Raw genomic sequence first — 25644 nt, 5'->3', positions numbered from 1 at the left:
GAGATCCGAGGTGACCAGCGCGCGTCGACGCGCTCTGATCGCCGTCTCGGGACTCGCGCTCGCCGCCGGCGCGACTCTGTGGCTCTCGCGCGTGCCGATCGCGACTCACGTGATCGATCGCGAGTTGGCGAGACGCGGGGTCGCCGGCCGCTACGCCATCGAGGACCTCGGCTTCGGTCGCCAGCGGCTCACCGGGGTGGTGATCGGCGATCCGCGAGCGCCCGATCTCGTGGCCGACTGGGTGGAGACCGACACCGACATCGGTCTCGCTGGGCCGAAGCTGGTCGGCGTGCGCGCGGGGCATGTTCGCCTGTCGGCGCGACTGGCGGACGGCAAGCTGTCGCTCGGCGCGATCGACCGACTACTGCCGGCCGGCTCGGGCGGCGGCTTCGCGCTGCCCGCGATCGAGCTCGACGTCGCCGACGCGCGGGTCGCGCTGACCACGCCCCATGGCAACGTGGCACTGCGGCTGAGCGGGCGCGGACGGCTCGACGGCGGGTTCAGCGGTCGCCTTCTCGCCGCCGCACCGCTGCTCGACGCGGGCGGCTGCGCGCTGCGCGGCCTCGACGCGGGCGTGTCGGTGCGCGTGGTGGCGAAGGCGCCGCGGCTCGCCGGACCGGTCCGTGCCGCGGCGCTCGACTGCGCGGGCGCGCAGGTCGTCGCGCCCGCGGTCACGCTCGACGCCGCGCTGTCGCCCGCGCTCGATCGCTGGCGCGGCAGCGCGCGGCTAGGTGCGGCGGGGGTGACCGCGGCCGCGGGGCGGCTCGACGGGCTGGGTGGCACGGTCAGCTTCGCGGGTGACGCGCGGCGCAGCGGCGGAACGCTCGCCCTCACCGCGGCGCGGCTGCACGCTGCGGCAGCGAGCGGCGGCCCGACCCGCTTCTCCGGCACGTGGCGGCTCGCCGAGCGCGGCGCGACGCTCGCCGGCCGGCTCGACGCCGCGGCGGTGGCGCTCGCGCCGAGCCAGCGGGCGCGGCTGCGGATCGTGCGCGACGCGACGGTCAGCACGCCGCTGGCGCCGCTCGGCGCCGCGCTGGCTCAGGACCTCGGCGCCGCGGCGCGGCGGATGCGCGTCACCGCCGACCTGGCGCTGGCGAGCGGCGCGACGACGCTCCTGACGGTCGACCGTGCCGAGATCGTCGCGGCGACCGGCGCGCGCGCGTCGCTCGACGGCGGCGGGATCGTGCTCGGTCATCCCGCGGGGCCGCGACTCGCGGGTCGGCTGACGCTCGGCGGCGGAGGGCTGCCCTCGACGGCGGTGCGGCTGACGCAGGCGGCGCCCGGCTCGGCGGTCGGCGGCACAGCGACGATCGCGCGCTACGCCCGCGACGGCGCCGTGCTGGACCTCACCCCGCTCTCCTTCTTGCCCACGAGCGACGGCGTTCGGCTCCGCGCCAGCGCGACGCTGTCGGGGCCGCTGCCCGGCGGACGCGTCGAGCGGCTCAGCCTGGCGCTCGACGCGCGGCTCGGCCGCGGCGGTGCGCTGACGCTCGCGTCCGGCTGCGCGCCGCTGCGGTTCGACCGCCTTGTCATCTCCAGCCTGGCGCTGGATCGTACCGCGCTGACGCTCTGCTCCCTCGACGGCACGCTGGTCCGCGTGGCGAATGGGCGGATGAGCGGTGGGGCGCGGATCGAAGACGTGGCGCTGCGTGGTACGCTGGGCGGGACGCCGCTTCGGCTCACCGCCGGCGACGCGCGGCTGCGGCTCGCCGATCGCGGTTTCGCGCTGAGCGACGTCGCTGCGCTGATCGGCCCGGCCGGCCGCGTGACCCGGATCGACGCCGCGCGGCTCGACGGCACGCTTGGCGGCGCCGGCGTGGCGGGGCGCTTCACCGGGGCGGGCGGCGCGATCGCCAACGTGCCGCTGGTGATGAGCGCGGCGGACGGGCGATGGCGGTTCGACGGCGGCGCGCTCGCGCTGGACGGGGCGCTCACCGTCGCCGATCAGGCCACGCCCGCGCGCTTCGAGCCGCTCGCCGCGCGCGACGTCACGCTGACCTTGCGCGACGGCGCCATCGCCGCCGCGGGCACGCTCCACGAGCCGGGGACGGGCACCAAGGTGGCCGACGTCACGATCGATCACCGGCTCGCCGCCGGCACGGGTAGCGCGCATCTGGCGGTGCCGGGGATTACCTTCGGCGAGACGCTCCAGCCCGAGAAGCTCACCCGGCTGACCTTCGGCGTGATCGCGGACGTGCGCGGGACGGTGAGCGGCGCGGGCGACATCAGCTGGACCCCCGAGGGCGTCACCAGCACCGGCCGCTTCACCACGCCAGGCACCGATCTCGCCGCCGCCTTCGGCCCGGTCGAGGGCATCGCGGGATCGATCGTCTTCACCGACCTGCTCGCGCTGGAGAGCGCGCCCGACCAGTTCGCGACGGTGCGCTCGATCAACCCCGGCGTGCCCGTGCTCGACGGGCGCATCACCTATCAGACGCTACCGAACACGCGCGTCCGCGTCGCGCAGGGGCGCTGGCCCTTCGCTGGCGGGACGCTGACGCTGGAGCCGACCCTGCTCGATTTCGGCAACACCCAGGAGCGTCGGCTGACCTTCCGCGTCGACGGCATGGACGCGGGCAAGTTCCTCCAGCAGTTCGACTTCAAGAATCTGAGCGCGACCGGCACGTTCGACGGCGTGCTGCCGATGCTGTTCGACGAGAGCGGCGGGCGGATCGCGGACGGGCGGCTGGTCGCGCGCGCGGGCGGCGGCAGCATCGCCTATCTCGGCGAGCTGACCGAGAAGGACCTCGGCTTCTGGGGCAATCTCGCCTTCCAGTCGCTGCGCTCGCTCACCTATCGCGATCTCGCGGTGGAGATGAACGGGCCGCTCGCGGGCGAGATGGTCACGGGCGTGCGCTTCGCCGGTATCCGCCAGGGGCAGGGGGCGAAGAGCAACTTCCTGCTGCGGCGGCTGACGCGGCTGCCGATCCGCTTCAACATCACCATTCGTGCGCCGTTCCGCGGTCTCATCGACTCGGCGGCGAGCTTCTACGACCCGCAGCGGCTGGTGAAACGCAACCTCCAGGCGCTGATCGAGGAGCAGAATCGCCGTGGCGGCACCGTTCAGCCTCCCGCAAGCGCCCCCGTGGCAGAACCCAAGAAGGATTGACGAACCCGATGCGCCTCCCGATCTTGACCGCGATGACGACGGCGACGCTGGTGGCGGCCACCGCGGGGTGCGTGAACATCTCCGCGCCCGACAAGCCGATCCAGATTAACCTCAACATCAACGTGACGCAGGAAGTGGTGTATCGCCTCGACAATGAGGCGAAGACCTTGATCCAGCAGAACCCGGGGATTTTCTGAAGTGATGACGATGAAGGCCTATCTGATGCTCGCCGGTGCGGTGACGCTCGCCGGCCTCTCCACCGCCGCGCTGGCGCAGCGCGATCCCGCTTATGCCGCGGCGCGTTCCGCCGGGCAGGTCGGCGAGCAGCCCGACGGCTATCTCGGCGTGGTCGGCGGCGGCAGCGCCGAGCTGCGCGCGCTGGTGAGCAACATCAACATCCAGCGCAAAGCGGCCTATACGCAAAAGGCGCAGGCGAGCGGCGCGACGGTGGAACAGCTCGCTTTCACCAGCGGCTGCAACCTGATCGCGCAGACCCAGCCGGGCGAGAAGTACAAGGCGCCCGACGGCAGCTGGCAGACGCGCGGCGCCGGCGCGCCGCAACGCGACTCGCGCTGCGTGTGAGGGGGAGCGTCGGCTAAAGCTCATCAGTCGACGCGTCGCGCTGCGGGGGTGCGCCGATGCCGTAGCGCTCGGGCCAGTCCCGAGCGGGCAGGTGCAAGGTGCCGAAGAACCGATCAAGCGCGGGCAGGGTAGCGGCGAAGTTGCGGTTGAGCGGCGTGTCGGCGACGTGATGCCAGTGATGGAATGCGGGCGTGGCGACGAGCTGCTCCAGCCAGCCGAAGCGCCAACGGACGTTGGCGTGGAGAAAAAATCCCCACCATGTCGAGAGCGCGACAACGGCGGCAGCGATGGCGCCGCCGCGATCCCACTTCGCACTCGCCAGGCCGAGCAGATGGATCGGCACCAGCCCGCACAGGCGCGTGAAGATCATGTCGATCGGATGGGTGCGGCTGTTAACCAGCCAATCCAGTCGCTCGGGTTCATGGTGAAGCGCGTGGTAGCGCCACAGCCATGGCCATTCGTGGGACCAGCGGTGTCCCCAATAGAAGCCGACCTCGGCGACGGCAAAGGAGATTGTAAGTCGCCCGGGGCCGGGGAGGCGGTCGAGCGCGGTACAATAGTCCTCCGGTAGGTGGGACTGCGCCAGCGCGGTCAGCGCAGCGAGAGGAGCGGCGAGGACGAGCGCCGGCACGAAGCCGCTCGCGAAATAGAGGAAAAGATCGAGCGGCAATTGCCGTCGAAAGCCGGTCTGCCGCTGGATAGCGCACAGGCGTTCCAGCGGCACGAAGATCGCGGCGAGCACCGCCAGCCACACGCTGAGATGTATCATCTGCGCGATCATGTGATGCTTGCCTCCGGGCAGGTCAGACCAGGGCGGCGCGCTGCTGCCCACGCCGGCGAGCGCGCATGGCGCCGCCCACGGCCGCGAATCCGGTCAGCAGCATCGTCCAGGTCGAGGGCTCCGGCAGCGCGGTCAAGGACAGCGACACGCCATCGAGGAGTGACATCGGGGGCGCGCCGGCCGGGGTGCCGTCGGCGAGGAACGACAGCACCTGCGAGGTGGACGTTGCCGTGAAGTGCATGGTTTGCGACTGCCAGGGGCCTACGCCTTCGAAGGGCAGCTGGTATGAGTCCGACTGCTTCGTCTCGTCGCCGAAGGAGACTTGCCAGCGCTCGGTCGTGTCGCTGGCCCAGGGGCGACCGGCCCACTGGCCTGCCGCTTGGAAGAAGTTGAGCTCGTAGACGCCTCCGATGGTCAGCCCGGCGATGGTCTGCCAGATCGCGTCACGGTACGGGGAGTCGCCATCGGCGATCACGAAGTTGCCGCCGTCCGGACTGGTCTTGGGGAATGGCCCGTATAAGGAAACGAGACCTTGCCCATCGTCGGCGGTCCCCGGCGGTGCGATGTAGGTCAGGTTACCGCCGCCGTTCCAGCCGTCGACGTGCCCAGCAAAAGTGTCTTTGCCGTTCACAGTGGTTTCCTCAAAGGAACCATTCTTAACGAGATCGGTGGCCTGTGCCGGCGTCACCACAGTGACATAAAAAACTAAAGTTAGCGCTAATAGCTTACGCATGTCGATCCTCCTCAGTGGCGTACTAAGTGTAGCGTCGTCATGGATCTTGACCCGTTTGTCGGAAAAGTCTTGTCTCCGTTGTGGAGGATCTTATCTGCTCCGGCATCTGGCGCTTAAGCTTTCTTGTTGCATGCCGGGATGTTCCCGCCGGCGTGATGATCGGAAATGGAGCAAAGTCGGCCGTGCGGGTCGCGGTTCGCGATGGGCCCGGGTCGCCACGTCGTCACGCGCAACCTCCGTTAACCCCGCGTCCACACAGGTTGACACCCCCGGACCCCCCGGCTAACCGGACGGCGCCTTGGCGGGGCTGCTCGCCGCTCGCGCGCACTCTCTCCTGGTCAACGAACTTCAGGGCGAGGGTGGCGGCGTGGCGGAGAACGGCCCCGGACAGGATTTCCACGACGCGGCGGACCCGCGCCTGACTTCGCTCGACGATCGGTTGAGGCAGGCGCGTCGGGACGAGGCGGTTCGCACGGGGGCTGTGCGCGACGGGGGTGATGCGGGCTATGCGCTCGGCAACCGCGTGCTCGCCGCCCTCATCGGAAGTCTCGTCGGCTCGGCGCTGATCGGCTGGCTCCTTGACCGCTGGTTCGGCACGACGCCCTGGGTGCTGATCGTGATGCTGTTCCTCGGGATCGGCGTCGCCTTCAGGCAGATCATTCGGTTGACGACCAAGCGTCCGGACGATCCGGGCGCTTGATCTATGTTATAGGCGCAGGGACCAGCACGTGGCGGCAGAAGGCGGCAAGATCGATCCGATGCACCAGTTCCTGATCGAGCCCGTGCTCGGTCAGCGCTGGATCGTGGGCGGCTATGACGTGTCGTTCACCAACTCCGCGCTGTGGATGGTGATCACGCTGGTCGTGCTGTGGCTCTTCATGCTGGGGGGCATGAAGCGCGAGCTCGTGCCCGGCCGCTGGCAGGCCGCGGTCGAGGGCTTCACCGGCTTCGTCCAGAACATGCTGACGTCGAACGTCGGGCCCGAGGGCAAGCGCTTCGTGCCCTATGTCTTCTCGCTGTTCATGTTCATCCTGTTCGCCAACATCCTCGGCCTCATGCCGGTCGGCATCGTGCCGGGCTGGCACCCCTTCACCGTCACCAGCCACCTGACCGTCACCGGCGTGCTGGCGATCATCAGCTTCTCGATCGTGCTGATCGTCGGTTTCGGCCGCCACGGCTTCCACTTCTTCAGCCTGTTCGTGCCGCACGGCACGCCGGCGCTGATGGTGCCGCTGATCTTCGTGGTCGAGCTGATGAGCTTCCTGGTGCGCCCCTTCTCGCTGGGCCTGCGACTGTTCGTCGCGATGACCGCGGGGCACATCCTGCTCAAGGTGCTCGCCGCCTTCGTGATCAACGGCATCAACCTCGGGCCGGGCTATGCGGTGCTGATCACCGTGCCCAGCTTCGTGCTGATGCTGGGGATCACGCTGCTGGAGCTGCTGGTCGCGGCGATCCAGGCCTATGTCTTCGCGCTGCTGACCAGCGTCTACCTCAACGACGCGGTCAACCTGCACTGAAGTTTCCACACCAACCTTTGGTTTAAGAACGGGAGTTACTGACATGGACGCAAACGCCGCCAAGCTGCTCGGCGCCGGTCTCGCCGCGATCGGCATGGGCATCGCCGCGCTGGGCGTGGGCAACGTGTTCGCCGCCTTCCTCGAGGGCGCGCTGCGCAACCCGGGTGCCGCCGACGGCCAGCAGGGCCGCCTCTTCATCGGCTTCGCGGGCGCCGAGCTGCTCGGCCTGCTCGCCTTCGTGACGATGATCATCCTGGTGTTCGTCGCGTAACCTGACGCCGACGGACCAGCCCCGCCCGACCACCGGGCGGGGCCGCAAGGATAGCGGATCACCATGCCTCAAATCAGTCAGATCGCCGCCACTTACGCCTCGCAGATCTTCTGGCTGCTCATCACCTTCGGTCTCCTGTATTTCGGGATCGGCAAGCTGATGGTGCCCAGGGTGCAGGGCGTGATGGACCTGCGTGAATCGAAGATCGCGCAGGACCTCGCGAGCGCGGAGAGCGCGCGCGTCGCGGCCGACACGACCGAGGCGGCGTGGAACGCCGACATGGACGCCGCGCGCGCCGCGGCCCAGGCCGAGGTCGCCGCCGCCAAGGCGCGCGCCGCGGCGGCGGCCGAGGCGCAGCTGCGCCACGCCGACGCCGACCTCGCCGAGCGCGTCGCGCACCACGACGTCGCGGTGGCGAACGCCAAGGCGGCGGCGATGGTCAACGTCCAGACGATCGCGACCGAGGCGGCGCAGGAGCTGGTGCAGCGCCTCGCCGGCGTCGCCGTCCCCACCGAGGCCGCCAACGAGGCGGTGCGCAGGCAGCTGAACCATGGCTAACGCTCCCGCTCAACCCACCCAGGGTCCCGCCTCCGAAGGGCTGGAGTCGCACGACCTCGCCAACGGCAGCGGCTATGCCGCCGCGACCGAGCATGGCGGCGCGGGCGATCACGCGGCGCCGACCGCGCTGGGCTTCAACGACACCGGCTGGGTCGGCATCGCCGCTCTGGTGGTGCTGATCGGCATGGTGCTCGTCCGCGTGCCCAAGACGATCGCGGCGATGCTCGACAAGCGCATCGGCGAGATCCGCCACCAGCTCGACGAGGCCGCGGCGCTGCGCCGCGAGGCCGAGGCGCTGCGCGACGAATATGCCGCGCGCGCGCGCTCGGCCGAGGCGGATGCCGCCAAGATGCGCGAGAATGCGCACCATGAGGCCGCGGAGATCGTCGCCAAGGCTAAGGCCGACACCGAGCAGCTGATGGATCGCCGCGCGCGCATGGCCGAGGACAAGATCGCCGCCGCAGAGCGCGCCGCGATCGCCGAGGTGCGCGCGCGCACCGCCGAGGCCGCCGCCGCCGCTGCCGCCGCGCTGATCGCGGAGCGCCACGGCGCCGAGAGCGACAAGGCGCTGGTCGACCGTGCCATCGCCGGGGTGGGTCGGCTCAATTGAGCGGGCAGGGGCGTCTCGCACGTCCCTCCGCCGCTAGCGTGCTCCTGCGGACGCGGGAGCCCAGAGCCACGAAGAGCATCGCCCGCGATCCTGGGCTCCACTTCTCGCCGGAGCACGGCGTTTACAGTGCCGGCCGAGCGCGCGCGACTGGCTGTCGTCTGCGGTAAAGCGCGCCATCGCCGGCCACACCGGCGTCAACCTGAACTCGTTTCGGGATTCACCGTCCCACGAGTGCCGCGGCAGCTGAGAGCGCCGCACCGCGGATCCTAAAACAAGTCTAGGATGACGGAAGGTGGATGGTGCGGGCACGCGCTTCGGTGCATCACGGCGCCTCGGCCTACCATGATCCCAACACCACTCCAAACACCCGAGGTGACCTGATGTCGCGCCCGTTCGCCGTCGCCCTCCTGCTCGCGTCCGGCCTCGCCGCGCCACTGCCGGCGCTCGCCCAGTCGGCCCCCGCCGCCGCCGCTCCCGGCGACTCCGCGGAGGACGCCAAGCTCAAGGCGCTGTTCGCCGCGAGCGACGAGGCCTCGCTGAAGCGCAATCCGGTCAATGCGCTGTTCCGCGGCGACCTGCGCTACGCCGACCGGCTCGGCGATCCTTTCTCCGACTCGTACATCGCCGCGGAGCGCGCCGCCGCGCAGAGCGATCTCGCCGCGCTCGCGCGGATCGACCGCGCCAATCTCACCCGCACCGACCAGATCGCCTATGACGTCTTCCGGCAGCAGAGCTCGGTCAACCTGCGCGGGCTCGCGCCCGATCTCGTCGCGCTCAACATCGTCCGACCACTCGACCATTTCTACGGACTGCAGACCTTCTATCCCGAGCTCGCCTCCGGGCAGGGCGCGGCGCCGTTCAACACCGTTGCCGACTATGACAACAATCTGAAGCGCAACGCGCGCTACGCCGAGCTGCTCGACCAGGCGATCGCGCGCTTCCGTGAGGGGATGCGCGCGCGCATCGTGCAGCCCAAGCTGGTGGTGCTCAACATGATCGCGCAGTTCGATCATCTGCTCGAGGGCGGCGCGGAAGGCTCGCCGCTATACGGCCCGGTCAAGACCTTCCCCGCCGCGATCCCGACGGCCGATCAGGCACGTCTTCGCGCCGCCTACACGCGCCAGATCACCGAGGTGGTCAACCCGGCGCAGCGGCGCATGCGCGATTTTCTCCAGAAGGAGTATCTGCCGGTCGCGCGCGATAGTGTCGGCCTCTCTGCGATGCCGGGTGGCGACAAGCTCTACGCCTATCTCATCGAGTCGAACACGACGCTGCCGCTCTCCGCGGAGAAGGTCCACCAACTCGGCCTCAGCGAGGTGGCACGGATCACGCGCGCGATGGAGGCGCAGAAGGCCAAAGTCGGCTTCACCGGCTCGCTCGCCGACTTCTTCACCTTCCTGCGCGAGGACAAAAGATTCCAGCCGTCGTCCAAGGAGCAACTGCGCCTCGGCTATGAGGCGATCGGGCGGCGCGTCGACTCGCGTGTGCGCGAACAATTCTCGCTGATCCCCAAGACTGCGCTCGAGATCCGCCCGGTGCCGGCCTTTAAGGAGAAGACCGACGCGGGTGGCTCCTATCAGTCGGGCACGCCGGACGGGTCGCGGCCGGGCGTGTTCTACTACAACACCTATGACCTCCCGGTCCGCTACATGTGGGAGATGGAGACCTTGTACCTGCACGAGGCGGTGCCGGGACACCACTTCCAGATCAGCCTGGCGCAGGAGAATGAGTCGCTGCCGGCCTTCATGCGCTTCGGCGGCAACACTGCCTATGTCGAGGGCTGGGCGCTCTACGCCGAGACGCTGTGGCCTGAGCTGGGCATGGAGACCGACCCCTATCAGCGCATGGGCGGGCTCAACGACGAGATGCTGCGCGCGATGCGGCTGGTGGTCGATACCGGCATCCACACCAAGGGTTGGACGCGCGATCAGGCGATCGCCTACATGCTCTCGCACTCGCCGATGGCGCGCACCGACGCGACCGCCGAGGTGGAGCGCTACATCGCGATCCCGGGGCAGGCGCTGGCGTACAAGATCGGCCAGCTGACGATCTCGCGGCTCAAGGCGGACGCGATGGCGAAGCTGGGCGATCGCTTCGACGCGCGCGCCTTCCACGCCCAGGTGCTCGACACGGGCGCGCTGCCGATGCCGGTGCTCGAGGCGAAGATCGGCGATTGGGTGAAGAGCGGGGGGAAGTAACGGACCGCGATCGGCTCGCTACCTCTTCTTCTTGCTCCGTCATCCTGAACTCGTTTCGGGATCCACCCTCCCGCGCACGCTCCCGCATCTGGGTGTGCGGCGCCGTGGATCCTGAAACGAGTTCAGGATGACGGCCGTGGGGAGTGGGGCGCACGTCGCGCGCCCATCCCCGTTGTCCCGCGCCGTGCCAGCCCCTAGATCGCCCGCGATGAACGGCAGTTACGGCCCACCCGACCGCTTCAACGAAGAGCAGGCCACCTTCACGATCCGCGGCGCCGACGCCCCCGACCTCAAGGCGGGCGAGGCGGCGATCCGCAACGTGCTCAAGACGCTGCCGCTCAAGCCCGGCGTCTATCGCATGCACGATGCCAAGGGCGACGTGCTCTACGTTGGCAAGGCGCGCGCGCTGAAGAACCGTGTGGCCAATTACGTCCAGGTCGAGCGGCTGCCCAAGCGGCTCCAGCGCATGGTGTCGCAGACGCGATCGATGACGATCGTCACCACCAACAACGAGGCCGAGGCGCTGCTGCTCGAGGCGCAGCTGATCAAGCGCTACCGGCCAGCGTACAATGTGCTGCTGCGCGACGACAAGAGCTTCCCCTTCATCCTGCTGCGCGCCGATCACGACTTCCCGCGCATCCAGAAGCACCGCGGCGCGCGCCGCGCCAAGGGCGATTATTACGGCCCCTTCGCGAGCGCGGGCAGCGTCAACAACACGCTCAACGCGTTGCAGAAGCTGTTCCTGCTGCGGAGCTGCACCGATGGCTTCTTCAAGACGCGCGACCGGCCGTGCCTGCTCTACCAGATCAAGCGCTGCTCCGCCCCGTGCGTCGGCCGGATCGACACCGCCGGCTATGCCGATCTGGTGAGCGACGCCAAGAAGTTCCTCGCCGGCAAGGCCACCGACGTGCAGGCCAAGCTGGGCGCGCAGATGCAGGCGGCGGCGGAGAACATGGACTTCGAGCTCGCCGCGGTGCTGCGCGACCGGCTCAAGGCGCTCACCTTCATCCAGGGCACGCAGTTCATCAACGCGGAAGGGGTGGGCGACGCCGACATCTTCGCGCTCGCCAGCCACGAGGGGCTGATCGGGATCGAGGCCTTCTTCATCCGCGGGGGGCAGAACTGGGGCCACCGCAGCTTCTTCCCCGCGCACACCGCCGACGTGCCCGAGGACGAGGTGCTCACCCAGTTCATGATGCAATTCTACGAGGAGGTGCCGCCCGCGCGCACCATCCTGATCGACCGCGTGCTGCCCGAGGCCGAGCTGCTGACCCAGGCCTTGTGCGAGCAGGCCGGGCGCAAGGTGGAGCTGACCGTGCCCCAGCGCGGCGTGCGCAAGCGTCTGCTCGACCAGGCGAGCCGCAACGCCAAGGAGGCGCTGGAGCGCCGCCTCGCCGAGAGCACGACCCAGGCGCGGCTGCATCGCGAGCTGGCCGAATTGTTCGAGCTGGGCGACTCGCCCGACCGGATCGAGGTCTATGACAACAGCCATATCCAGGGCACCAACGCGCTGGGCGCGATGGTGGTCGCGGGGCCGGAAGGGTTCCGCAAGGGTCAGTATCGCAAGTTCAACATCAAGCAGGCCGCGACCGACGACGATTATGCGATGATGCGCGAGGTGCTCCAGCGCCGCTTCGCGCGCGCGCTGGAGGAGGACCCGGACCGCGACGGCGAGGCCTGGCCCGATTTGGTGCTGCTCGACGGCGGGCGCGGCCAGCTCAACGCCGCTAAGGCGGTGCTGGAGGATCTCGGGATCGAGGACGTGTGCCTCGTCGGCGTCGCCAAGGGGCCGCACCACGGCCGCGAGGGGCGCGAGGTGTTCCACCTGATGGACGGGCGCGAGCTGACGCTGCCGGTCAACTCGCCGTTGCTCTTCTATCTCCAGCGGCTGCGCGACGAGGTCCACCGCTTCGCCATCGGCGCGCATCGCGCCAAGCGCGCCAAGGCGATCGGCGCCAGCCCGCTCGACGAGGTTCCCGGCATCGGTCCCGCTCGCAAGAAGGCATTGCTGATGCACTTCGGTACCGGCCGCGCGGTGCGCAACGCCAGCCTGGAGGACCTGCGCAAGGCGCCGGGCGTGAGCGCGGCGGTGGCGCAGCAGGTCTACGACTTCTACCACGCGCGCTAGGGTTGTCGGCCGCGCGAGCGGCGCCCTATCTCGTTGTCATGCATCTCGCCGCCGACGCCTTGGTCCTCTCCGCCCGCGCGCACGGCGAGCATGGCGCGGTGGTGCGCGGTTTCACCCGCGACGACGGGGTGCGCCCCGGCTATGTCCGCGGCGGGCACTCGCGCCGGCTGCGGCCGTCGCTCCAGCCGGGCAACGTCGTCCGCGGCGACTGGCGCGCACGCAGCGACGAGCAGCTCGCCGCGCTCACCGTCGAGCTGGTGCACAGCCGCGCGCCGCTGTTCGCCCAGCCGCTGCCGGCCGCCGCGATCGAATGGCTGTGCGCGCTCACCGCGGGCGCCTTGCCCGAGGCGCAGCCTTATCCGCGGCTGCACGACGCGCTCGCCGCGGTGTTCGACGCGATCGAGGCGGCGCCGAGCGCGCAGGGCTGGGCCGGCAGCGTCGCCCGCTACGAGCTGCTGCTGCTCGCCGAGCTCGGTTTCGGGCTCGACCTGAGCGGCTGCACCGTCACCGGGGCGCGCGACGACCTCGCTTATGTCAGCCCGCGCAGCGGCGCCGCGGTGAGCCGCTCCGGCGCGCTTGGCTATGAAGCGCGGCTGCTCGCGCTGCCGCCGTTCCTGCTCTCGGGCGGGGTGGCGAGCTGGGACGAGGTGCTCGCCGCGATGACGCTCACCGGACACTTCCTCGCGCGCGACGTGCTGGTCGATCGCCGCCGCGACCTGCTCGCCGCGCGCGAGCGGCTGGTGGCGCGGCTCGCGCGGGCGGTTGCGTGAGCGCGCGCGCCGCGCCATGCGGTGCGGCATGACCGACTCCACCCTGATCGCGATCCTGCCCGGCGACGGCATCGGCCCCGAAGTGACGCGCGAGGCGCGCCGCGTGCTCGAGGCGCTCGACCTCGGCCTCCGCTTCGAGGAGGCGCCTGTCGGCGGCGCGGCCTATCGCACCAGCGGCCATCCACTGCCGCCGGAGACGCTGGCGCTGGCCGATCGCGCCGCGGCGGTGCTGTTCGGCGCGGTGGGCGACCCGGCGTTCGACTCGCTCGAGCGCGCGCTGCGCCCCGAGCAGGCGATCCTCGGCATCCGCAAGCATCTCGGCACCTTCGCCAACCTGCGCCCGGCACGGATCTTCCCCGGCCTGGAGGACGCCTCCACGCTCAAGCCCGAGGTGGCGCGGGCGATCGACCTGGTGATCGTGCGCGAGCTCAACGGCGACGTCTATTTCGGTGCCAAGGGGCGTGGCACCACGCCGGCGGGGAAGCGCGAGGGGCATGACCTGATGCGCTACGACGAGGACGAGGTGCGCCGCATCGCGCGCGTCGGCTTCGAGACCGCCGCCAAGCGGCGCGGCAAGCTCTGCTCGGTCGACAAGGCCAATGTGCTGGAGACGTCGCAGCTGTGGCGCGACGTGGTGATGGAGGTGGCGGTGGACTATCCGCAGGTCGAGCTGACCCACATGTACGTCGATAATGCCGCGATGCAGCTGGTGCGCAACCCGGGCGCGTTCGACACGATCGTGACGGGCAATCTGTTCGGCGACATCCTCTCCGACCAGGCGAGCATGTGCGTCGGCTCGATCGGCATGCTGCCCTCGGCCGCGCTGGATGGAGCGGGCAAGGGGCTGTACGAGCCGATCCACGGCTCGGCGCCCGATATCGCGGGGCAGGGCAAGGCCAATCCGTGCGCCGCGATCCTGTCGGCGGCGATGCTGCTGCGCCACTCGCTCGGGCAGGACGCGGCGGCGGACCGCGTCGAGGCGGCGGTCGCGGCGGCGCTGGGGCGCGAGCTGCGCACGCCGGACATGGGCGGCGACGCGACCACCGCCGCGATGGGCGAGGCGGTGCTGGCGGGATTGTGAGGGCGGAACCGCGCCCCCGTCCTCAGATGTGAGGCGCAGCGCGCCCGCCGCCTGCGTACGCGAGAAGCACCCGGCAAAGGACGCCCGCTACTGCCCGCCGTCGTACAGTCCGACCGCGCTGAACAGCGTGGTTAGCCCGGCACGCTCGGCCGCGGTCAGCTCAGGGCGCCATATTTCAAAAAGCAGCACCACGCGCGGTTCGTCGCTGTCGTTCCACGCCTCGTGCTCGATTGAGTCGTCGAAGATCATCAGCTCGCCGGCGCGCACCGCGCGCTCCTCGTTGCCGACGCGCAGGCGGCAGCGCTCGGGCACGATCAGCGGCAGGTGGACGATAAGCCGCGTGTTGAGCATTCCGTTATGCGCCGGGATGTGGGTGTGCGGTCGCAGCACCGAGAAGAGCGCCATCGGTGAGCGCCCCGCGATGTGCGGCAGCGGTGCGGCGGCCAGCGCGGCGAGCGTCGCCGGGCAGCGCGGCGCGTTCGCGGCATGCGGCACGCCGTTCTCGAGCAGGTGAAAGGCGCTCCAGCGTGGATCGTCGAGCAGCGCGTGGCCACGGCTGGCGCGGGTCGGGTCGGCCTGGACATAGGGGGCGGAGCCGCTGCCGCTCGCGATCAACTCCTCCAGCTCGGCGCGGATCGCCGGCGCGGCGGCGACGAGCGCCGGCGCCCAATCGAACTCCGCCGCGTCGAAGAACTGGCGGTGCGGCAGGCCGGGGAAGAAGAAGCTCGTAGGCTGCTGGAGGAACAGCTGCTTCTCGCCCGTCACCAGGGCCACTGCCTCGTTGAAGCGCGGGCCCGCGTCCGTGCCCGCCACCTCGGCGCGCAGATGGTCGGCGAAGCGCCGTGACGCCGCCGCGAGCCGATCCTGCGCCGCGCGGAGCAGCGGCTGCGCGCGCTCTGTCTCGGGCGCTCCCGACAAGGCCAGCGCGTAGAAGGAGCAGGCGGCGCGATCGTCCTGGGCATAGTCGCCGCGCAGCACCAGTGCCTGGCGGTGGCGCGGCTCGGCAGCGAGCACGCGATCGAGCGCGTCAGCGACTGCACCTCGCTCGGCGCCAGTACCGGCGCGCGCCTGGGCAAGCAGCAGCCATAGCTGCGGCGTCGCCACCCCGGCAGCGGCGACGCGCTCGAACGCGTCGCGTGCCGCGCTCGCGTCGCCGCGCTGCAACGCCTCATATCCCGCCTGCGCCAATCGCGCGTGCTCGCTCTGTGCCGCCATGCGCTCAGCGTAGATTGATAACGGTCACGATTGAAGGAGGTTATCCGCACCGCGCGGTGCCCGGGTGGCGAGACGCGGCGATCTCGGATCGCGGCCGCCGTCAGGTCTGGGGAATGGCGGGTGAGAGTGGCGGTCATCAATGAGACGGGCACAATCGGCAAGACGACGGTGGCCGCTCACCTGCTCGCGCCGCGGTTGCGCGACGCGAAACTCTTCGCGATCGGGAGCGTCAACCAGACCACGTCCGACCTGCGCCTGGAGTCCGAGAAGATTGGGGCGAGAAGTTCGGCGTGCTCCTCCGCAAGCTGCTGATGCTCGGGTCGCCATCACCGAGGCCGGCGCCACCAACGTCGAGGACTTCCTCGACCGGATGATCAGATATGAAGCGACTGTCGATCGGCGCGTCGATGGGGGACGAGACGGACTATCGCGGGCGCGTGCGCACGATCGCCAAGGGCGATGCCAGGGCGATCGCGCTCCTCTCCGATATGCACGCGCTCAAGCTGCTCGCCAAGGCAGCGGCACCGCGGTTCGAACGCGCGTTCGCGGCGTTGTTCGCCTGAGCGCTCGCCGTCCTCGCGCGAGGGGCCGGATCGCTCGGCAGAAGGGGGCGACGCGGCGGCTCGATTGACCTATCTGGCGCGCATGACCGGGCGTTTCGACCATCTACCCCACCGCCGCGCGATCGTCAGCCGTCGCGCGCTCGTCGAGGCCGCCGCGACGCTGCCGGGCGACGATCCCGCGACGCTGCGCCGCGGGCTGAGCCAACTGCTGCGCGAGGCGCTCGACGCCGGCCGCGCCGAGATCGCCCGCCGGCTCGCCGCGTCGCCGTCGCGCGGGCTCGAGGCGGCCAACGCCCAGGCCTATCTGGTCGACCAGCTGCTGATCGTGCTCGCCGAGGTGACGACGCAGCGGCTCTACCCGGTCCACAACCCGACCGCGGGCGAGCGGCTGCTGCTGATCGCGGTGGGCGGCTACGGTCGCGGCGAGATGGCGCCCTTCTCGGACGTCGACATCGGCTTCCTCACGCCCGGCAAGCAGACGCCCTGGGCCGAGCAGGTGATCGAGTCGATGCTCTACACCTTGTGGGACCTGGGGCTGAAAATCGGCCATTCCAGCCGCTCGCTCGACGAGATGGTGCGTCAGGCCAAGGCCGACGTCACGGTACGCACCGCGTTGCTGGAGGGGCGCTACGTCTGGGGCGACGAGGCGCTCTACGCCGACGCGGCGAAGCGCTTCCACGACGACGTGCGGCACGGCACCGAGCGCCAGTTCATCGCCGACAAGCTGGCCGAGCGCAACGCGCGCCACGTCCGCATGGGGGATACGCGCTACGTGGTCGAACCCAACGTTAAGGAAGGGAAGGGCGGGCTGCGCGACCTGCACGCGCTCTTCTGGATCGGCAAATATGTCTACGACGTCCAGCGCGCCGCCGAGCTGGTCGACATCGGCCTGTTCACCCGCACCGAATATCGCGCCTTCCACCGCGCCGACAATTTCCTCTGGGCGGTGCGCTGCCACCTCCACCTGATCGCCGGGCGCGCCGAGGACCGGCTGACCTTCGACTATCAGCGCGAGATCGCCGAGCGGATGCGCTACGCGGCGCGACCGGGGAAGCCGGCGGTCGAGCGCTTCATGCAATTCTACTTCCTCCAGGCCAAGGCGGTGGGCTCGCTCACCGGGCTGTTCCTGGCCCACCTCGAGGAGCGGTTCGCGCCGAAGCGGCGCTACGGCCTGCCACGCCTGCGCCGCGCGCCGCGCAAGCTCCACGGCTTCACCGTCGACGGCGGCCGGATCGCGTTGCCCGACGACGAGTTCCTCCGCGCCGATCCCGTGCGGCTGGTCGAGCTGTTCGCGCTCGCCGCGCGCGAGGCGAAGGAGATCCACCCACTCGCGATGCGCGCCGCCACGCGTGACGCCAAGCTGGCAGCGACGGTGCGGCGCGATCCGCGCGCCAACGCCGCATTCCTGGAGCTGCTCGCGGGCGACGCCGACCCTGAGCTGGCACTGCGCTGGATGAACGAGGCCGGCGTGCTTGGCCAATTCGTGCCCGATTTCGCGCGGGTGGTCGCGCAGATGCAGTTCGACATGTATCACCATTACACCGTCGACGAGCACACCATCCGCGCGCTGGGCCTGCTCAGCCGACTGGAGCATGGTCAGCTCGCCGAGGAGCACCCGCTGCCCAGCGCGGTGATCGAGCAGATCGTGTCGCGCCGCGTGCTGTACGTCGCGGTCTTCCTCCACGACATCGCCAAGGGACGCGGCGGCGACCACTCGATCCTCGGCGCCGAGGTGGCGGAGCGGCTCGGCCCGCGCTTCGGACTCAGCCCGGCGGAGACCGAGACGGTGGCGTGGCTGGTACGCCACCACCTGCTGATGAGCGCCACCGCCTTCCGCCGCGACCTCACCGACTTCAAGACCATCCTCGATTTCGCCGAGGTGGTGCAGAGCCCCGAGCGGCTGCGGCTGCTGCTGGTGCTCACCGTGGTCGACATCAAGGCGGTCGGTCCGGGGACATGGAACGGGTGGAAGGGCCAGTTGCTCGGCGACCTGTACGACCGCGCCGAGGAGGTGCTGCGGCTCGGCCACAAGCAGAAGGGGCGCGGCGAGCGGCTGCTCGCCAAGCAGGACGGGTTGCGCGCGGCGATGAACTGGAGCGAGGCCGAACTCGCCGCCTACGCGCACCGCCTGCCCGAGGCCTATTGGATCGCCGAGCCGGGCGACGTGCTCGCGCACAACGCCGCCTTCGTGGCGCGCGCGGGCGACGCTTTGCTGTCAATCGACGCGCAGGTCTATCCCGAGCGCGGCGCGACGCTGGTCACGGTCTATGCCGCCGATCATCCCGGGCTGTTCAGCCGCATCGCCGGCGCGATCCACGTCGCCGGCGGCAACATCATCGACGCGCGCATCCACACCACCCGCGACGGCATGGCGCTCGACAATTTCCTCGTGCAGGACCCGCTCGGCCGGCCGTTCGACGAGGCGGGGCAGCTCGAGCGGCTCAAGACCGCGATCGAGGACGCGCTGGCGGGGCGCGGCAAGCTGACCGACCGCCTGCGCGCCAAGCCGCTGCCGCGCGCACGCGCCGACGCCTTCCGCATCGAGCCCAACGTGCTGGTCGACAACAAGGCCTCCAACCGCTTCACCGTGGTGGAGGTGGCGGCGCGGGATCGGCCGGCGCTGCTCAACCAACTGGCGCACGCGCTTTTCCTGTCGAAGGTGACGATCCACTCGGCGCATGTCGCCACCTATGGCGAGCGCGCGGTCGACGTCTTCTACCTGACCGACCTCACCGGCGACAAGCTCGCGGCCGGCGCACGGCAGCGTGCGCTGGAGAAGCGGCTGCTCGCCGCCGCGGCGGGCGTGCAGTACGACGAAGCGGCGTAGCGCCGGTCAGTCGCGCTCGTCCTGGTCGATCGCCTCGTCGTTCGCGTCCGCGTCCGGCCCTTCGCCCGCACCCGCGCGGCTCTGACCGGTGCCGCGCTTGGCAAGATCCTCGGTGGTGGTGCCGTCATTCTGCTGGTCGATGTCGGTGGCGGGGTCGGCGCCTTCGCCGGCGTTGGCGCGATTGTCGGACATGAGTGAGGCTCCTGCTGCTCGCTGTCCTAACCCGCCGCGCAGGTGAACGGGCGCGCACGGACAGGCTGCCTTGCGTTAGCCTCCCGCTTCCACTGCATTCGCCTCGGCGACGGACGCTGCGTGCCACAGCACGCCGTAGCCGAACAGGCCCGACACCAGCGACGCCGCCAGCACCGCGAGCGCGGCCATCTCGGTCAGTTCGGCCTCGGCGAAGGCGAGTTCGGCGATGAACAGCGAGATGGTGAACCCGATACCCGCCACGGCGCCGATGCCCAGCACCATGCGCCACGTCACGCCGTCGGGCAAGCGCGCCTGGCCAAGTCGGGTCGCCAGCCACGTCGCCGCGAGGAAGCCCACCGGCTTCCCTAGCGCCAGCCCGACCACGATGCCGAGCGCCAGCGGCGATTGCACCGCGTCGCCGACCAGCGCCGCCGAGAAGTGGATCCGCACGTTCGACAGCGCGAACAGCGGCAGCACGATGTACGACACCCAGGGCGTGAGAATGCGCACCAGCCGCTCCGCCGCTTCATCGGTCGCCGCCGCCATCTCGTGCAGATAGCCGAGCCGCTGCTGTGCTTTCTCCCGATATTGCTCGGCTTCTTCGTCGTCGCGCGCGCGCTCGGCCGCGGCCTGCGCGGCCTTGAGCTGGTCGACCGGCTTCTGCACGCGCTCGACGAAGCGCTTCTCCGACAGGCGCGAACTGGTCGGCAGCAGCAGCCCTATCGCTACGCCCGCGATGGTCGGGTGGACGCCCGAGCCGAGCACGCCGACCCATACCACCAGACCGCACGCTATGTAGAGGATCGGCGCCACCCAGCGCAGCCGCAGCAACACCATCATCGCGGCATAGCCGATCGCGGCGAGCAGCAGGAACCACGGCTGCAAGGTCTCGGTATAAGCCACCGCGATGACGAGCAGCCCGAAGACGTCGTCGATCGCGGCGAAGGCGAGCAGCACCGCGCGGACCGCCGGCGGCAGGCGGGTGGTGAACATCGCCACGATCGCGAGGCTGAAGGCGGTGTCCATCGCCGCCACCACGCCCCAGCCGTGCTGCGTCGGCGTGCCGTAGTTGAAGGCAAGATAGAGGCCGACCGGCACCACCAACCCGCCGATCGCGCCCGCGACTGGGAACACCGCGGTCTGCCACGAGCTCAGCGAACCCTTGACGAATTCACGCTTCACCTCGGTGCCGATGATCAGGAAGAACAGCGGCATCAGCGCGTCGTTGACCCATTCGGCGACCGAGCGCTCGATCGCCCAGCTGCCGTAGCTGATCCGCAGCGGCCGGTCCCACAGCCGCGCATAGTCCGCGCTCCACGGCGAGTTGATCGCCACCAGCGCGATCAGCGAGGCGAGCAGCAGCGGCCCGCCCGAGACCTGACCGATCGCGAAGAAGGGCTCGATCTTGCGCAAGAGCTTGGCGGCGGACGAGTGGTGCGCGCGCGCCGCGACCTGACCGGACAGGCGCGGGCTGAGCGCCATGGATGCGTTCTCCCGCGGGTGAGTAGTGAGAGGGATACGGGCGAACGGGGCGGCGCGTTCCCTGCGATGGTTGCCGACTGACGCGGATCAATGACTAAGCACTGGCTTCTTCGCCCTGACCGTCATCCCGGACTTGGTCCGGGATCCACCGCGCCGCTTACGCCGAAAGCGTTACTCGCGCGGGTCAGTGGATCTTGGAACAAGTCCAAGACGATGCCAGGAGATAGCCGCTCGAGCCCGCCACTCCCTTCTTGCCGATGGCACCGCTCACATCACCCGATATGGCACCGCGCGCCGCTCCGCGGGATCGATCGCGATGGCGCGATCGGTCGGCGGGAAGGCGCGCTGGTCGCAGTCGACACGCGGGCACAGGCGACAGCTGATGCCGATCGGGGTCGCCGCGCCGCGCCGGTCGACCGCGTCGGCGTAGACGAAGTCGGGGGCGTGGCGCGCCTCGCAGCCGAGCAGCACCGCGTAGCGCCGCGGGCTGCGCGCGAATTGGCCCGACGGCTTGACCAGCCCCTTGGCGAGCGAGACGTAGCGCGCGCCGTCGGGCGTCTCGGCGAGCTGGACCAGGATCCGATCGGGGATCGCGGCGGCTTCATGGACATGCCACAGCGGGCAGGCACCCCCGAAACGCGCGAACTGGAGCGGCGTCGCCGAGTGACGCTTGGTGATGTTGCCCGCCATGTCGACGCGGCAGAAATAGAAAGGGATGCCCTCCTCACTGGGGCGCTGCAGCGTCGAGAGGCGATGGCAGGTCTGCTCGAAGCTGGTGGCGAAGCGACGGGCGAGCCGGTCGATGTCGTGGCGCACGCGTCGCGCCTCGGCGCGAAAGGCGCGGTAGGGCATCAGCAGCGCGCCCGCGGCGTAATTGGCTAGCCCGGTAGCGAGCAGCCGGCGTGCCTCGTCCTGCACGAGCGGCGCGGCGGCGACGATCGCGTCGATCGGCGCGGCGAAGACGAGCGCGGCGAGGCGGTGCGCGATCAGGAAACGCCGGCTCTCGGCCGGGAGCGCCGCGGCGAGCGTCAGTCGTGCGCCGTCGAAGCGCGCGAGGGCGGCGTCGTCGTGCTGGTCGGTCGCGATCGCGATCCCCTGCGCGCGCAGCGCCGCGTCGACCCACTCGCCGTTGCCCGCGCCGCCCTGCTCGCCGGCGAGCGCCTCCGCGGCGCGGTCGAGCGGGTCGACGTAATTGCCCGCCTCGTGGAACCAGTCGCGCACCGCTTCCCACGGCAGCCGTGCGCCCGCGCCGGCGGTCATCGCTTCCTCGGCGAGCGCGGCACGCGCGTCCGCGGCGCGCTTGGCGGCGTGGAGCGCGATCAGCCGGTCGGCCAAGTCGGGACTCTGCTCGGCGAGGCGCGCGACCTCGTCGGGCGGCATCGGCGCGACGGCGGGATCGGCCAGCGCCTGCGCCAGCGCGGCGAGGCGGCGCGCCGGCACCTCGCCCTCGATCTGCGCCAGCGCGGTCGGGAAGTGGCGCGCGAGCGCGGCGAGCACCGCACCGGTGAGCGGACGCTCGTCGCCCTCGAGCTGCGACAGATAGCTCACTGACAGCGTCAGCCGCTGCGCCATGGCGCGTTGGGTGAGGCCGGCGGCGCGACGCAGGTCGCGCAGCGCGGCGCCGGCGTAGAGCCGTTGTCTCATCGCATCGGCCTAGTTCGCAAGGCCATGCTTCGCAAGTTCGCAACTTCGCATTTGCGCGCGCGCGCCGTGGCGGGCAGGACGACGCTCGCACGTCACGGGAGAGCTGCATGTCCTCGACCATCGCCGAGCTGGAACGCCGCCGCGCCGCCGCCCGAGCCGGAGGTGGCGAGAAGCGCGTCGCCGCGCAGCACGCCAAGGGCAAGCTGACCGCGCGCGAGCGGCTCGACGTGCTGCTCGACGAGGGCAGCTTCGAGGAAGTCGACATGTTCGTCGAGCACAATTGCGTCGACTTCGGCATGGCGGAGCAGGTGATCCCGGGCGACGGCGTCGTCACCGGCTCGGGCACGATCAACGGCCGGCTGGTGTTCGTGTTCAGCCAGGATTTCACCGTCTTCGGCGGCTCGCTGTCGGAGCGGCACGCACAGAAGATCTGCAAGGTCATGGACATGGCGATGAAGGTCGGCGCGCCGGTGATCGGCCTCAACGATAGCGGCGGCGCGCGCATCCAGGAGGGCGTCGCGAGCCTCGGCGGATATGCCGAGGTGTTCCAGCGCAACGTGCTCGCCAGCGGCGTGGTGCCGCAGCTCAGCCTGATCATGGGGCCGTGCGCGGGCGGGGCGGTCTATTCGCCGGCGATGACCGACTTCATCTTCATGGTGAAGGATTCGAGCTACATGTTCGTCACCGGCCCCGACGTGGTGAAGACCGTGACCAACGAGGTGGTCACGCAGGAGGCACTCGGCGGCGCGGTGACGCACACCACCAAGACCAGCGTCGCCGACGTGGCGTTCGAGGACGACATCGAGGCGCTGCTCGCCGCGCGCGATTTCATCGACTTCCTGCCGGCGTCGAACCGCGAGGCGGCGCCCGAGCGACCCACCGCCGACGCCTGGGACCGGATCGAGCCGAGCCTCGACACGCTCGTCCCCGCCAACGCCAACCAGCCCTACGACATGCACGAGCTGATCCGGAAGGTGGTGGACGAGGGCGACTTCTTCGAGATCCAGCCGGCGCACGGCGCCAACATCCTGTGCGGCTTCGGGCGGATCGAGGGGCGCACCGTCGGCATCGTCGCCAATCAGCCGATCGTGCTGGCGGGCGTGCTCGACATCAACGCCAGCCGCAAGGCGGCGCGCTTCGTGCGCTTCTGCGACGCCTTCGAGATCCCGATCGTGACCTTCGTCGACGTGCCCGGCTTCCTGCCCGGTACGGCGCAGGAGCATAACGGCATCATCAAGCACGGCGCCAAGCTGCTCTTCGCCTATGCCGAGGCGACCGTGCCCAAGATCACCGTGATCACGCGCAAGGCCTATGGCGGCGCGTACGACGTGATGGCGTCGAAGCACCTGCGCGGCGACCTCAATTACGCCTGGCCGACCGCCGAGATCGCGGTGATGGGGGCGAAAGGCGCGGTGGAGATCATCTTCCGCGGCCGCACGCCCGAGGAGATCGCCGAGCGCACCGCCGAGTATGAGGCGCGCTTCGCCAATCCCTTCGTCGCGGCGAGCAAGGGCTTCGTCGACGAGGTGATCCAGCCGCACTCCACCCGTCGCCGCATCGCGCTCGGGCTGCGCAAGCTGCGCGGCAAGTCACTGGAGAACCCTTGGAAGAAGCACGACAACATTCCGTTGTGAGTAGCTCCCTGCATATTATAAGGTCATGTGAAGGAGGCGATCCATGCAGACCGAACGCGTGACCTTTCTGACCACCCCCGAACACAAGGCTGCGCTTGAAGCTTTCGCCGCGTCCAGCAGGCAGTCGGTGGGCCATTTGCTGCGCGAGGCGTCGAGCCGATATCTGCTTGACGGAGAGATGGACGACGGATCGCGGTTGGAGTTGCTGGTCGAGGAACTGAACGATGCGCTACCGCGGATTCATGCGAGTCTCGACCGCTCGATCGACGGCCTGCGTGAGACACGCGATGAGATCAACGCGATGATGCGCCAGGCGGGCCTGTTCGGATGAGCATGATCGCCGATGCGATGAAGACCATCCAGTCGGTGCTTTTGCTGCAGGCTAAGGTGGAGCGGCTCGAAGATGAGCTGCGCGAAACTCGCGGGCAGATGAAGCAGATGGCTAATGCGATGATCGCGATCGATCGTCGCGTCGTCCGGCTGGAAACGTTCGAGGAGATGCGGACCGGCCGCCCGGCGCCGCGACTGGAAGGGTGACGCTTGCGATGGACCTCGGCCGCCTCAACCATGTCGGCATCGCGACGCCCTCGATCGAGCGCTCGGTCGAGACGTACCGCACGCTGCTCGGCGCGAGCGTGATCGGCGAACCGTTCGACCTGCCCGCGCAGGGCGTGCGCGTCTGCTTCGTCGATGCGCCCAACACGCAAATCGAGCTGATCCAGCCTTATGACGATGCGTCACCGATCGCCGGCTTCCTGCGCAGGAACCCGGCGGGCGGCCAGCATCACGTCTGCTTCGAGGTGCCCGACATCCACGCCGCGGTGGCGCATCTCACCGCGCAGGGGGCGACCGTTTTGGGCGAGCCGCGGATCGGCGCGCACGGCACGCCTATCGTTTTCGTCCACCCGCGCGACATGGGCGGCGTGCTCGTCGAGCTGATGGAGATGCCGCACGGAGACCCGCATGACTAAGCCGGCGATGATCCTCACCGAGCGGCGCGGCGACGTGCTGGTGCTGACGCTGAACCGACCGGACCGGCTCAACGCCGCCCCTCCCGCGATGTTCGAGGCGATCACCGCCGCCTTCGCCGATGTCGGCACGGCGCGCGCGGTTCTGATCAAGGGCGCCGGTCGCGCCTTCTGCTCGGGCGCCGACGTCGGCGCGGGCGCGCTGGCCAGCGACGATCCCGGCGCGGCGACGCACGCGGCACTGACCCAGTCCTACAACCCCGGGATCCTCGCCGTCGCCGAGGCGCGAGTGCCCGTGGTGAGTGCGGTACGCGGACCGGCGGCGGGCATCGGGTGCAGCCTCGCGCTCGCCGCCGACCTCTGCGTCGCCAGCGACACCGCCTATTTCCTCCAGGCCTTCGTCAACATCGGGCTCGTTCCCGACGGCGGCGCGAGCTGGCTGCTGCCGCGATTGATAGGGCGTGCGCGCGCCGCGGAGATGATGCTGCTGGGCGAGCGGGTGCTCGCCGCCAAGGCGCTCGACTGGGGCATGATCCACAGACTGGTCGCCGATATCGACCTGGACGCCGCCGCCTTCGGTCTGGCCGAGCGGCTCGCCGCCGGGCCGACGGTGGCGTTGGGCGCGATCCGCCGCGGGCTGCACGCCGCGCTGGAGAGCGACCTCGCCACCGCGCTCGCGCGCGAGGCCGAGGACCAGCGCGCGATGCGCGGCACCGCCGACGCGGTCGAGGGCGGCTCGGCGTTCCTGCAGAAGCGCGCGCCCGCGTTCAAGGGCGCCTGA

General features: G+C 70.1%; 26 protein-coding genes. 20 read left to right on the top strand and 6 right to left on the bottom strand.

Features of this window, described 5'->3' with window-relative positions:
- Window positions 1–10: 10 nt before the first annotated feature.
- The 3 genes from KZ820_RS03430 to KZ820_RS03420 are packed head-to-tail and all read left to right on the top strand — an operon-like array spanning window position 11 to window position 3691.
- The gene (locus tag KZ820_RS03430) at window positions 11–3109 is read left to right on the top strand and encodes an intermembrane phospholipid transport protein YdbH family protein (protein WP_308462111.1); all 3099 of its coding nucleotides are present in this window, start codon (window positions 11–13) and stop codon (window positions 3107–3109) included.
- 8 nt (window positions 3110–3117) lie between these two features.
- Window positions 3118–3306: a YnbE family lipoprotein gene (locus KZ820_RS03425; RefSeq protein ID WP_132909268.1), complete on the top strand. Its 189-nt coding sequence runs from the start codon at window positions 3118–3120 to the stop codon at window positions 3304–3306.
- Between the two features lie 4 nt (window positions 3307–3310).
- On the top strand, window positions 3311–3691 hold the full coding sequence (locus KZ820_RS03420) for a YdbL family probable chaperone protein (RefSeq protein WP_258047857.1): 381 nt from the start codon (window positions 3311–3313) through the stop codon (window positions 3689–3691).
- A gap of 13 nt (window positions 3692–3704) precedes the next feature.
- Here KZ820_RS03420 and KZ820_RS03415 read toward each other — a convergent pair whose 3' ends face one another.
- Together KZ820_RS03415 and KZ820_RS03410 are read right to left on the bottom strand one after the other, a co-directional pair.
- Window positions 3705–4460: a sterol desaturase family protein gene (locus KZ820_RS03415; RefSeq protein ID WP_219747261.1), complete on the bottom strand. Its 756-nt coding sequence runs from the start codon at window positions 4458–4460 to the stop codon at window positions 3705–3707.
- Window positions 4461–4494: 34 nt separating this feature from the next.
- The gene (locus KZ820_RS03410) at window positions 4495–5205 is read right to left on the bottom strand and encodes a PEPxxWA-CTERM sorting domain-containing protein (RefSeq protein WP_219747260.1); all 711 of its coding nucleotides are present in this window, start codon (window positions 5203–5205) and stop codon (window positions 4495–4497) included.
- A 367-nt stretch (window positions 5206–5572) separates the two neighbouring features.
- Here KZ820_RS03410 and KZ820_RS03405 point away from each other — a divergent pair, with 367 nt between their 5' ends.
- The 9 genes from KZ820_RS03405 to leuB all read left to right on the top strand — a co-directional run bounded on the left by KZ820_RS03405 (window position 5573) and on the right by leuB (window position 14338).
- Window positions 5573–5905: an AtpZ/AtpI family protein gene (locus KZ820_RS03405; protein WP_132909436.1), complete on the top strand. Its 333-nt coding sequence runs from the start codon at window positions 5573–5575 to the stop codon at window positions 5903–5905.
- 28 nt (window positions 5906–5933) lie between these two features.
- Window positions 5934–6722 carry a F0F1 ATP synthase subunit A gene (locus KZ820_RS03400; protein ID WP_132909269.1) on the top strand — a complete coding sequence of 263 codons (789 nt, stop codon included), beginning with the start codon at window positions 5934–5936 and terminating at the stop codon, window positions 6720–6722.
- Window positions 6723–6765: 43 nt separating this feature from the next.
- The gene (locus tag KZ820_RS03395; RefSeq protein ID WP_019515901.1) at window positions 6766–6993 is read left to right on the top strand and encodes a F0F1 ATP synthase subunit C; all 228 of its coding nucleotides are present in this window, start codon (window positions 6766–6768) and stop codon (window positions 6991–6993) included.
- Between the two features lie 63 nt (window positions 6994–7056).
- Window positions 7057–7551 (top strand): F0F1 ATP synthase subunit B family protein, encoded by a 495-nt coding sequence (locus KZ820_RS03390; RefSeq protein WP_219747259.1) that lies wholly within the window; start codon window positions 7057–7059, stop codon window positions 7549–7551.
- The gene (locus KZ820_RS03385; RefSeq protein WP_219747258.1) at window positions 7544–8161 is read left to right on the top strand and encodes a F0F1 ATP synthase subunit B; all 618 of its coding nucleotides are present in this window, start codon (window positions 7544–7546) and stop codon (window positions 8159–8161) included. The genes KZ820_RS03390 and KZ820_RS03385 overlap by 8 nt, the downstream gene beginning before the upstream one ends.
- Before the next feature lie 380 nt (window positions 8162–8541).
- On the top strand, window positions 8542–10359 hold the full coding sequence (locus KZ820_RS03380) for a DUF885 domain-containing protein (RefSeq protein WP_219747257.1): 1818 nt from the start codon (window positions 8542–8544) through the stop codon (window positions 10357–10359).
- A 208-nt stretch (window positions 10360–10567) separates the two neighbouring features.
- Window positions 10568–12487, top strand: coding sequence for an excinuclease ABC subunit UvrC (gene uvrC, locus KZ820_RS03375; RefSeq protein ID WP_219747256.1), 1920 nt, complete (start codon window positions 10568–10570; stop codon window positions 12485–12487).
- Between the two features lie 38 nt (window positions 12488–12525).
- Complete coding sequence (gene recO / locus KZ820_RS03370; RefSeq protein ID WP_219748076.1) at window positions 12526–13257, top strand: DNA repair protein RecO; 732 nt, start codon at window positions 12526–12528, stop codon at window positions 13255–13257.
- A 28-nt stretch (window positions 13258–13285) separates the two neighbouring features.
- Window positions 13286–14338: a 3-isopropylmalate dehydrogenase gene (leuB, locus tag KZ820_RS03365; RefSeq protein ID WP_258047715.1), complete on the top strand. Its 1053-nt coding sequence runs from the start codon at window positions 13286–13288 to the stop codon at window positions 14336–14338.
- Window positions 14339–14425: 87 nt separating this feature from the next.
- Here leuB and KZ820_RS03360 read toward each other — a convergent pair whose 3' ends face one another.
- Entirely contained in the window at window positions 14426–15553 is a 1128-nt protein-coding gene (locus KZ820_RS03360) for an aspartyl/asparaginyl beta-hydroxylase domain-containing protein (RefSeq protein ID WP_219747255.1), read from the bottom strand.
- A gap of 126 nt (window positions 15554–15679) precedes the next feature.
- On the opposite strand from KZ820_RS03360, the gene KZ820_RS03355 reads away from it, so the two are divergent.
- From KZ820_RS03355 to KZ820_RS03345, 3 genes are all read left to right on the top strand, one after another.
- Complete coding sequence (locus KZ820_RS03355) at window positions 15680–15865, top strand: hypothetical protein (RefSeq protein ID WP_219747254.1); 186 nt, start codon at window positions 15680–15682, stop codon at window positions 15863–15865.
- Window positions 15866–15933: 68 nt separating this feature from the next.
- Window positions 15934–16116 carry a hypothetical protein gene (locus KZ820_RS03350; RefSeq protein ID WP_219747253.1) on the top strand — a complete coding sequence of 61 codons (183 nt, stop codon included), beginning with the start codon at window positions 15934–15936 and terminating at the stop codon, window positions 16114–16116.
- Between the two features lie 82 nt (window positions 16117–16198).
- A complete protein-coding gene (locus tag KZ820_RS03345; protein ID WP_219748074.1) occupies window positions 16199–18943 on the top strand; it encodes a [protein-PII] uridylyltransferase in 2745 nt (914 codons plus the stop codon).
- A gap of 6 nt (window positions 18944–18949) precedes the next feature.
- Here KZ820_RS03345 and KZ820_RS03340 read toward each other — a convergent pair whose 3' ends face one another.
- The 3 genes from KZ820_RS03340 to KZ820_RS03330 all read right to left on the bottom strand — a co-directional run bounded on the left by KZ820_RS03340 (window position 18950) and on the right by KZ820_RS03330 (window position 22261).
- A complete protein-coding gene (locus KZ820_RS03340) occupies window positions 18950–19135 on the bottom strand; it encodes a hypothetical protein (protein WP_219747252.1) in 186 nt (61 codons plus the stop codon).
- Between the two features lie 75 nt (window positions 19136–19210).
- Window positions 19211–20617, bottom strand: coding sequence for a Na+/H+ antiporter NhaA (nhaA, locus tag KZ820_RS03335; RefSeq protein WP_219747251.1), 1407 nt, complete (start codon window positions 20615–20617; stop codon window positions 19211–19213).
- A gap of 267 nt (window positions 20618–20884) precedes the next feature.
- Window positions 20885–22261 (bottom strand): helix-turn-helix domain-containing protein, encoded by a 1377-nt coding sequence (locus KZ820_RS03330; RefSeq protein ID WP_219747250.1) that lies wholly within the window; start codon window positions 22259–22261, stop codon window positions 20885–20887.
- 107 nt (window positions 22262–22368) lie between these two features.
- Here KZ820_RS03330 and KZ820_RS03325 point away from each other — a divergent pair, with 107 nt between their 5' ends.
- Genes KZ820_RS03325 through KZ820_RS03305 form a run of 5 tightly spaced genes read left to right on the top strand, consistent with a single transcriptional unit; the run spans window position 22369 to window position 25644 of the window.
- Entirely contained in the window at window positions 22369–23895 is a 1527-nt protein-coding gene (locus KZ820_RS03325; protein ID WP_219747249.1) for an acyl-CoA carboxylase subunit beta, read from the top strand.
- A 43-nt stretch (window positions 23896–23938) separates the two neighbouring features.
- Window positions 23939–24226 (top strand): hypothetical protein, encoded by a 288-nt coding sequence (locus KZ820_RS03320; protein WP_219747248.1) that lies wholly within the window; start codon window positions 23939–23941, stop codon window positions 24224–24226.
- A complete protein-coding gene (locus tag KZ820_RS03315; protein ID WP_219747247.1) occupies window positions 24223–24432 on the top strand; it encodes a hypothetical protein in 210 nt (69 codons plus the stop codon). Before KZ820_RS03320 ends, KZ820_RS03315 begins: the two co-directional genes overlap by 4 nt.
- Before the next feature lie 8 nt (window positions 24433–24440).
- Complete coding sequence (gene mce, locus KZ820_RS03310; RefSeq protein WP_219747246.1) at window positions 24441–24866, top strand: methylmalonyl-CoA epimerase; 426 nt, start codon at window positions 24441–24443, stop codon at window positions 24864–24866.
- On the top strand, window positions 24859–25644 hold the full coding sequence (locus KZ820_RS03305; protein ID WP_219747245.1) for an enoyl-CoA hydratase-related protein: 786 nt from the start codon (window positions 24859–24861) through the stop codon (window positions 25642–25644). The genes mce and KZ820_RS03305 overlap by 8 nt, the downstream gene beginning before the upstream one ends.

This window comes from Sphingomonas citri, assembly GCF_019429485.1.
GTDB lineage: Bacteria > Pseudomonadota > Alphaproteobacteria > Sphingomonadales > Sphingomonadaceae > Sphingomonas > Sphingomonas citri.
The sequence above is the reverse complement of the archived record's forward strand: the minus strand, read 5'-3'. Positions and strand labels throughout refer to the sequence as shown.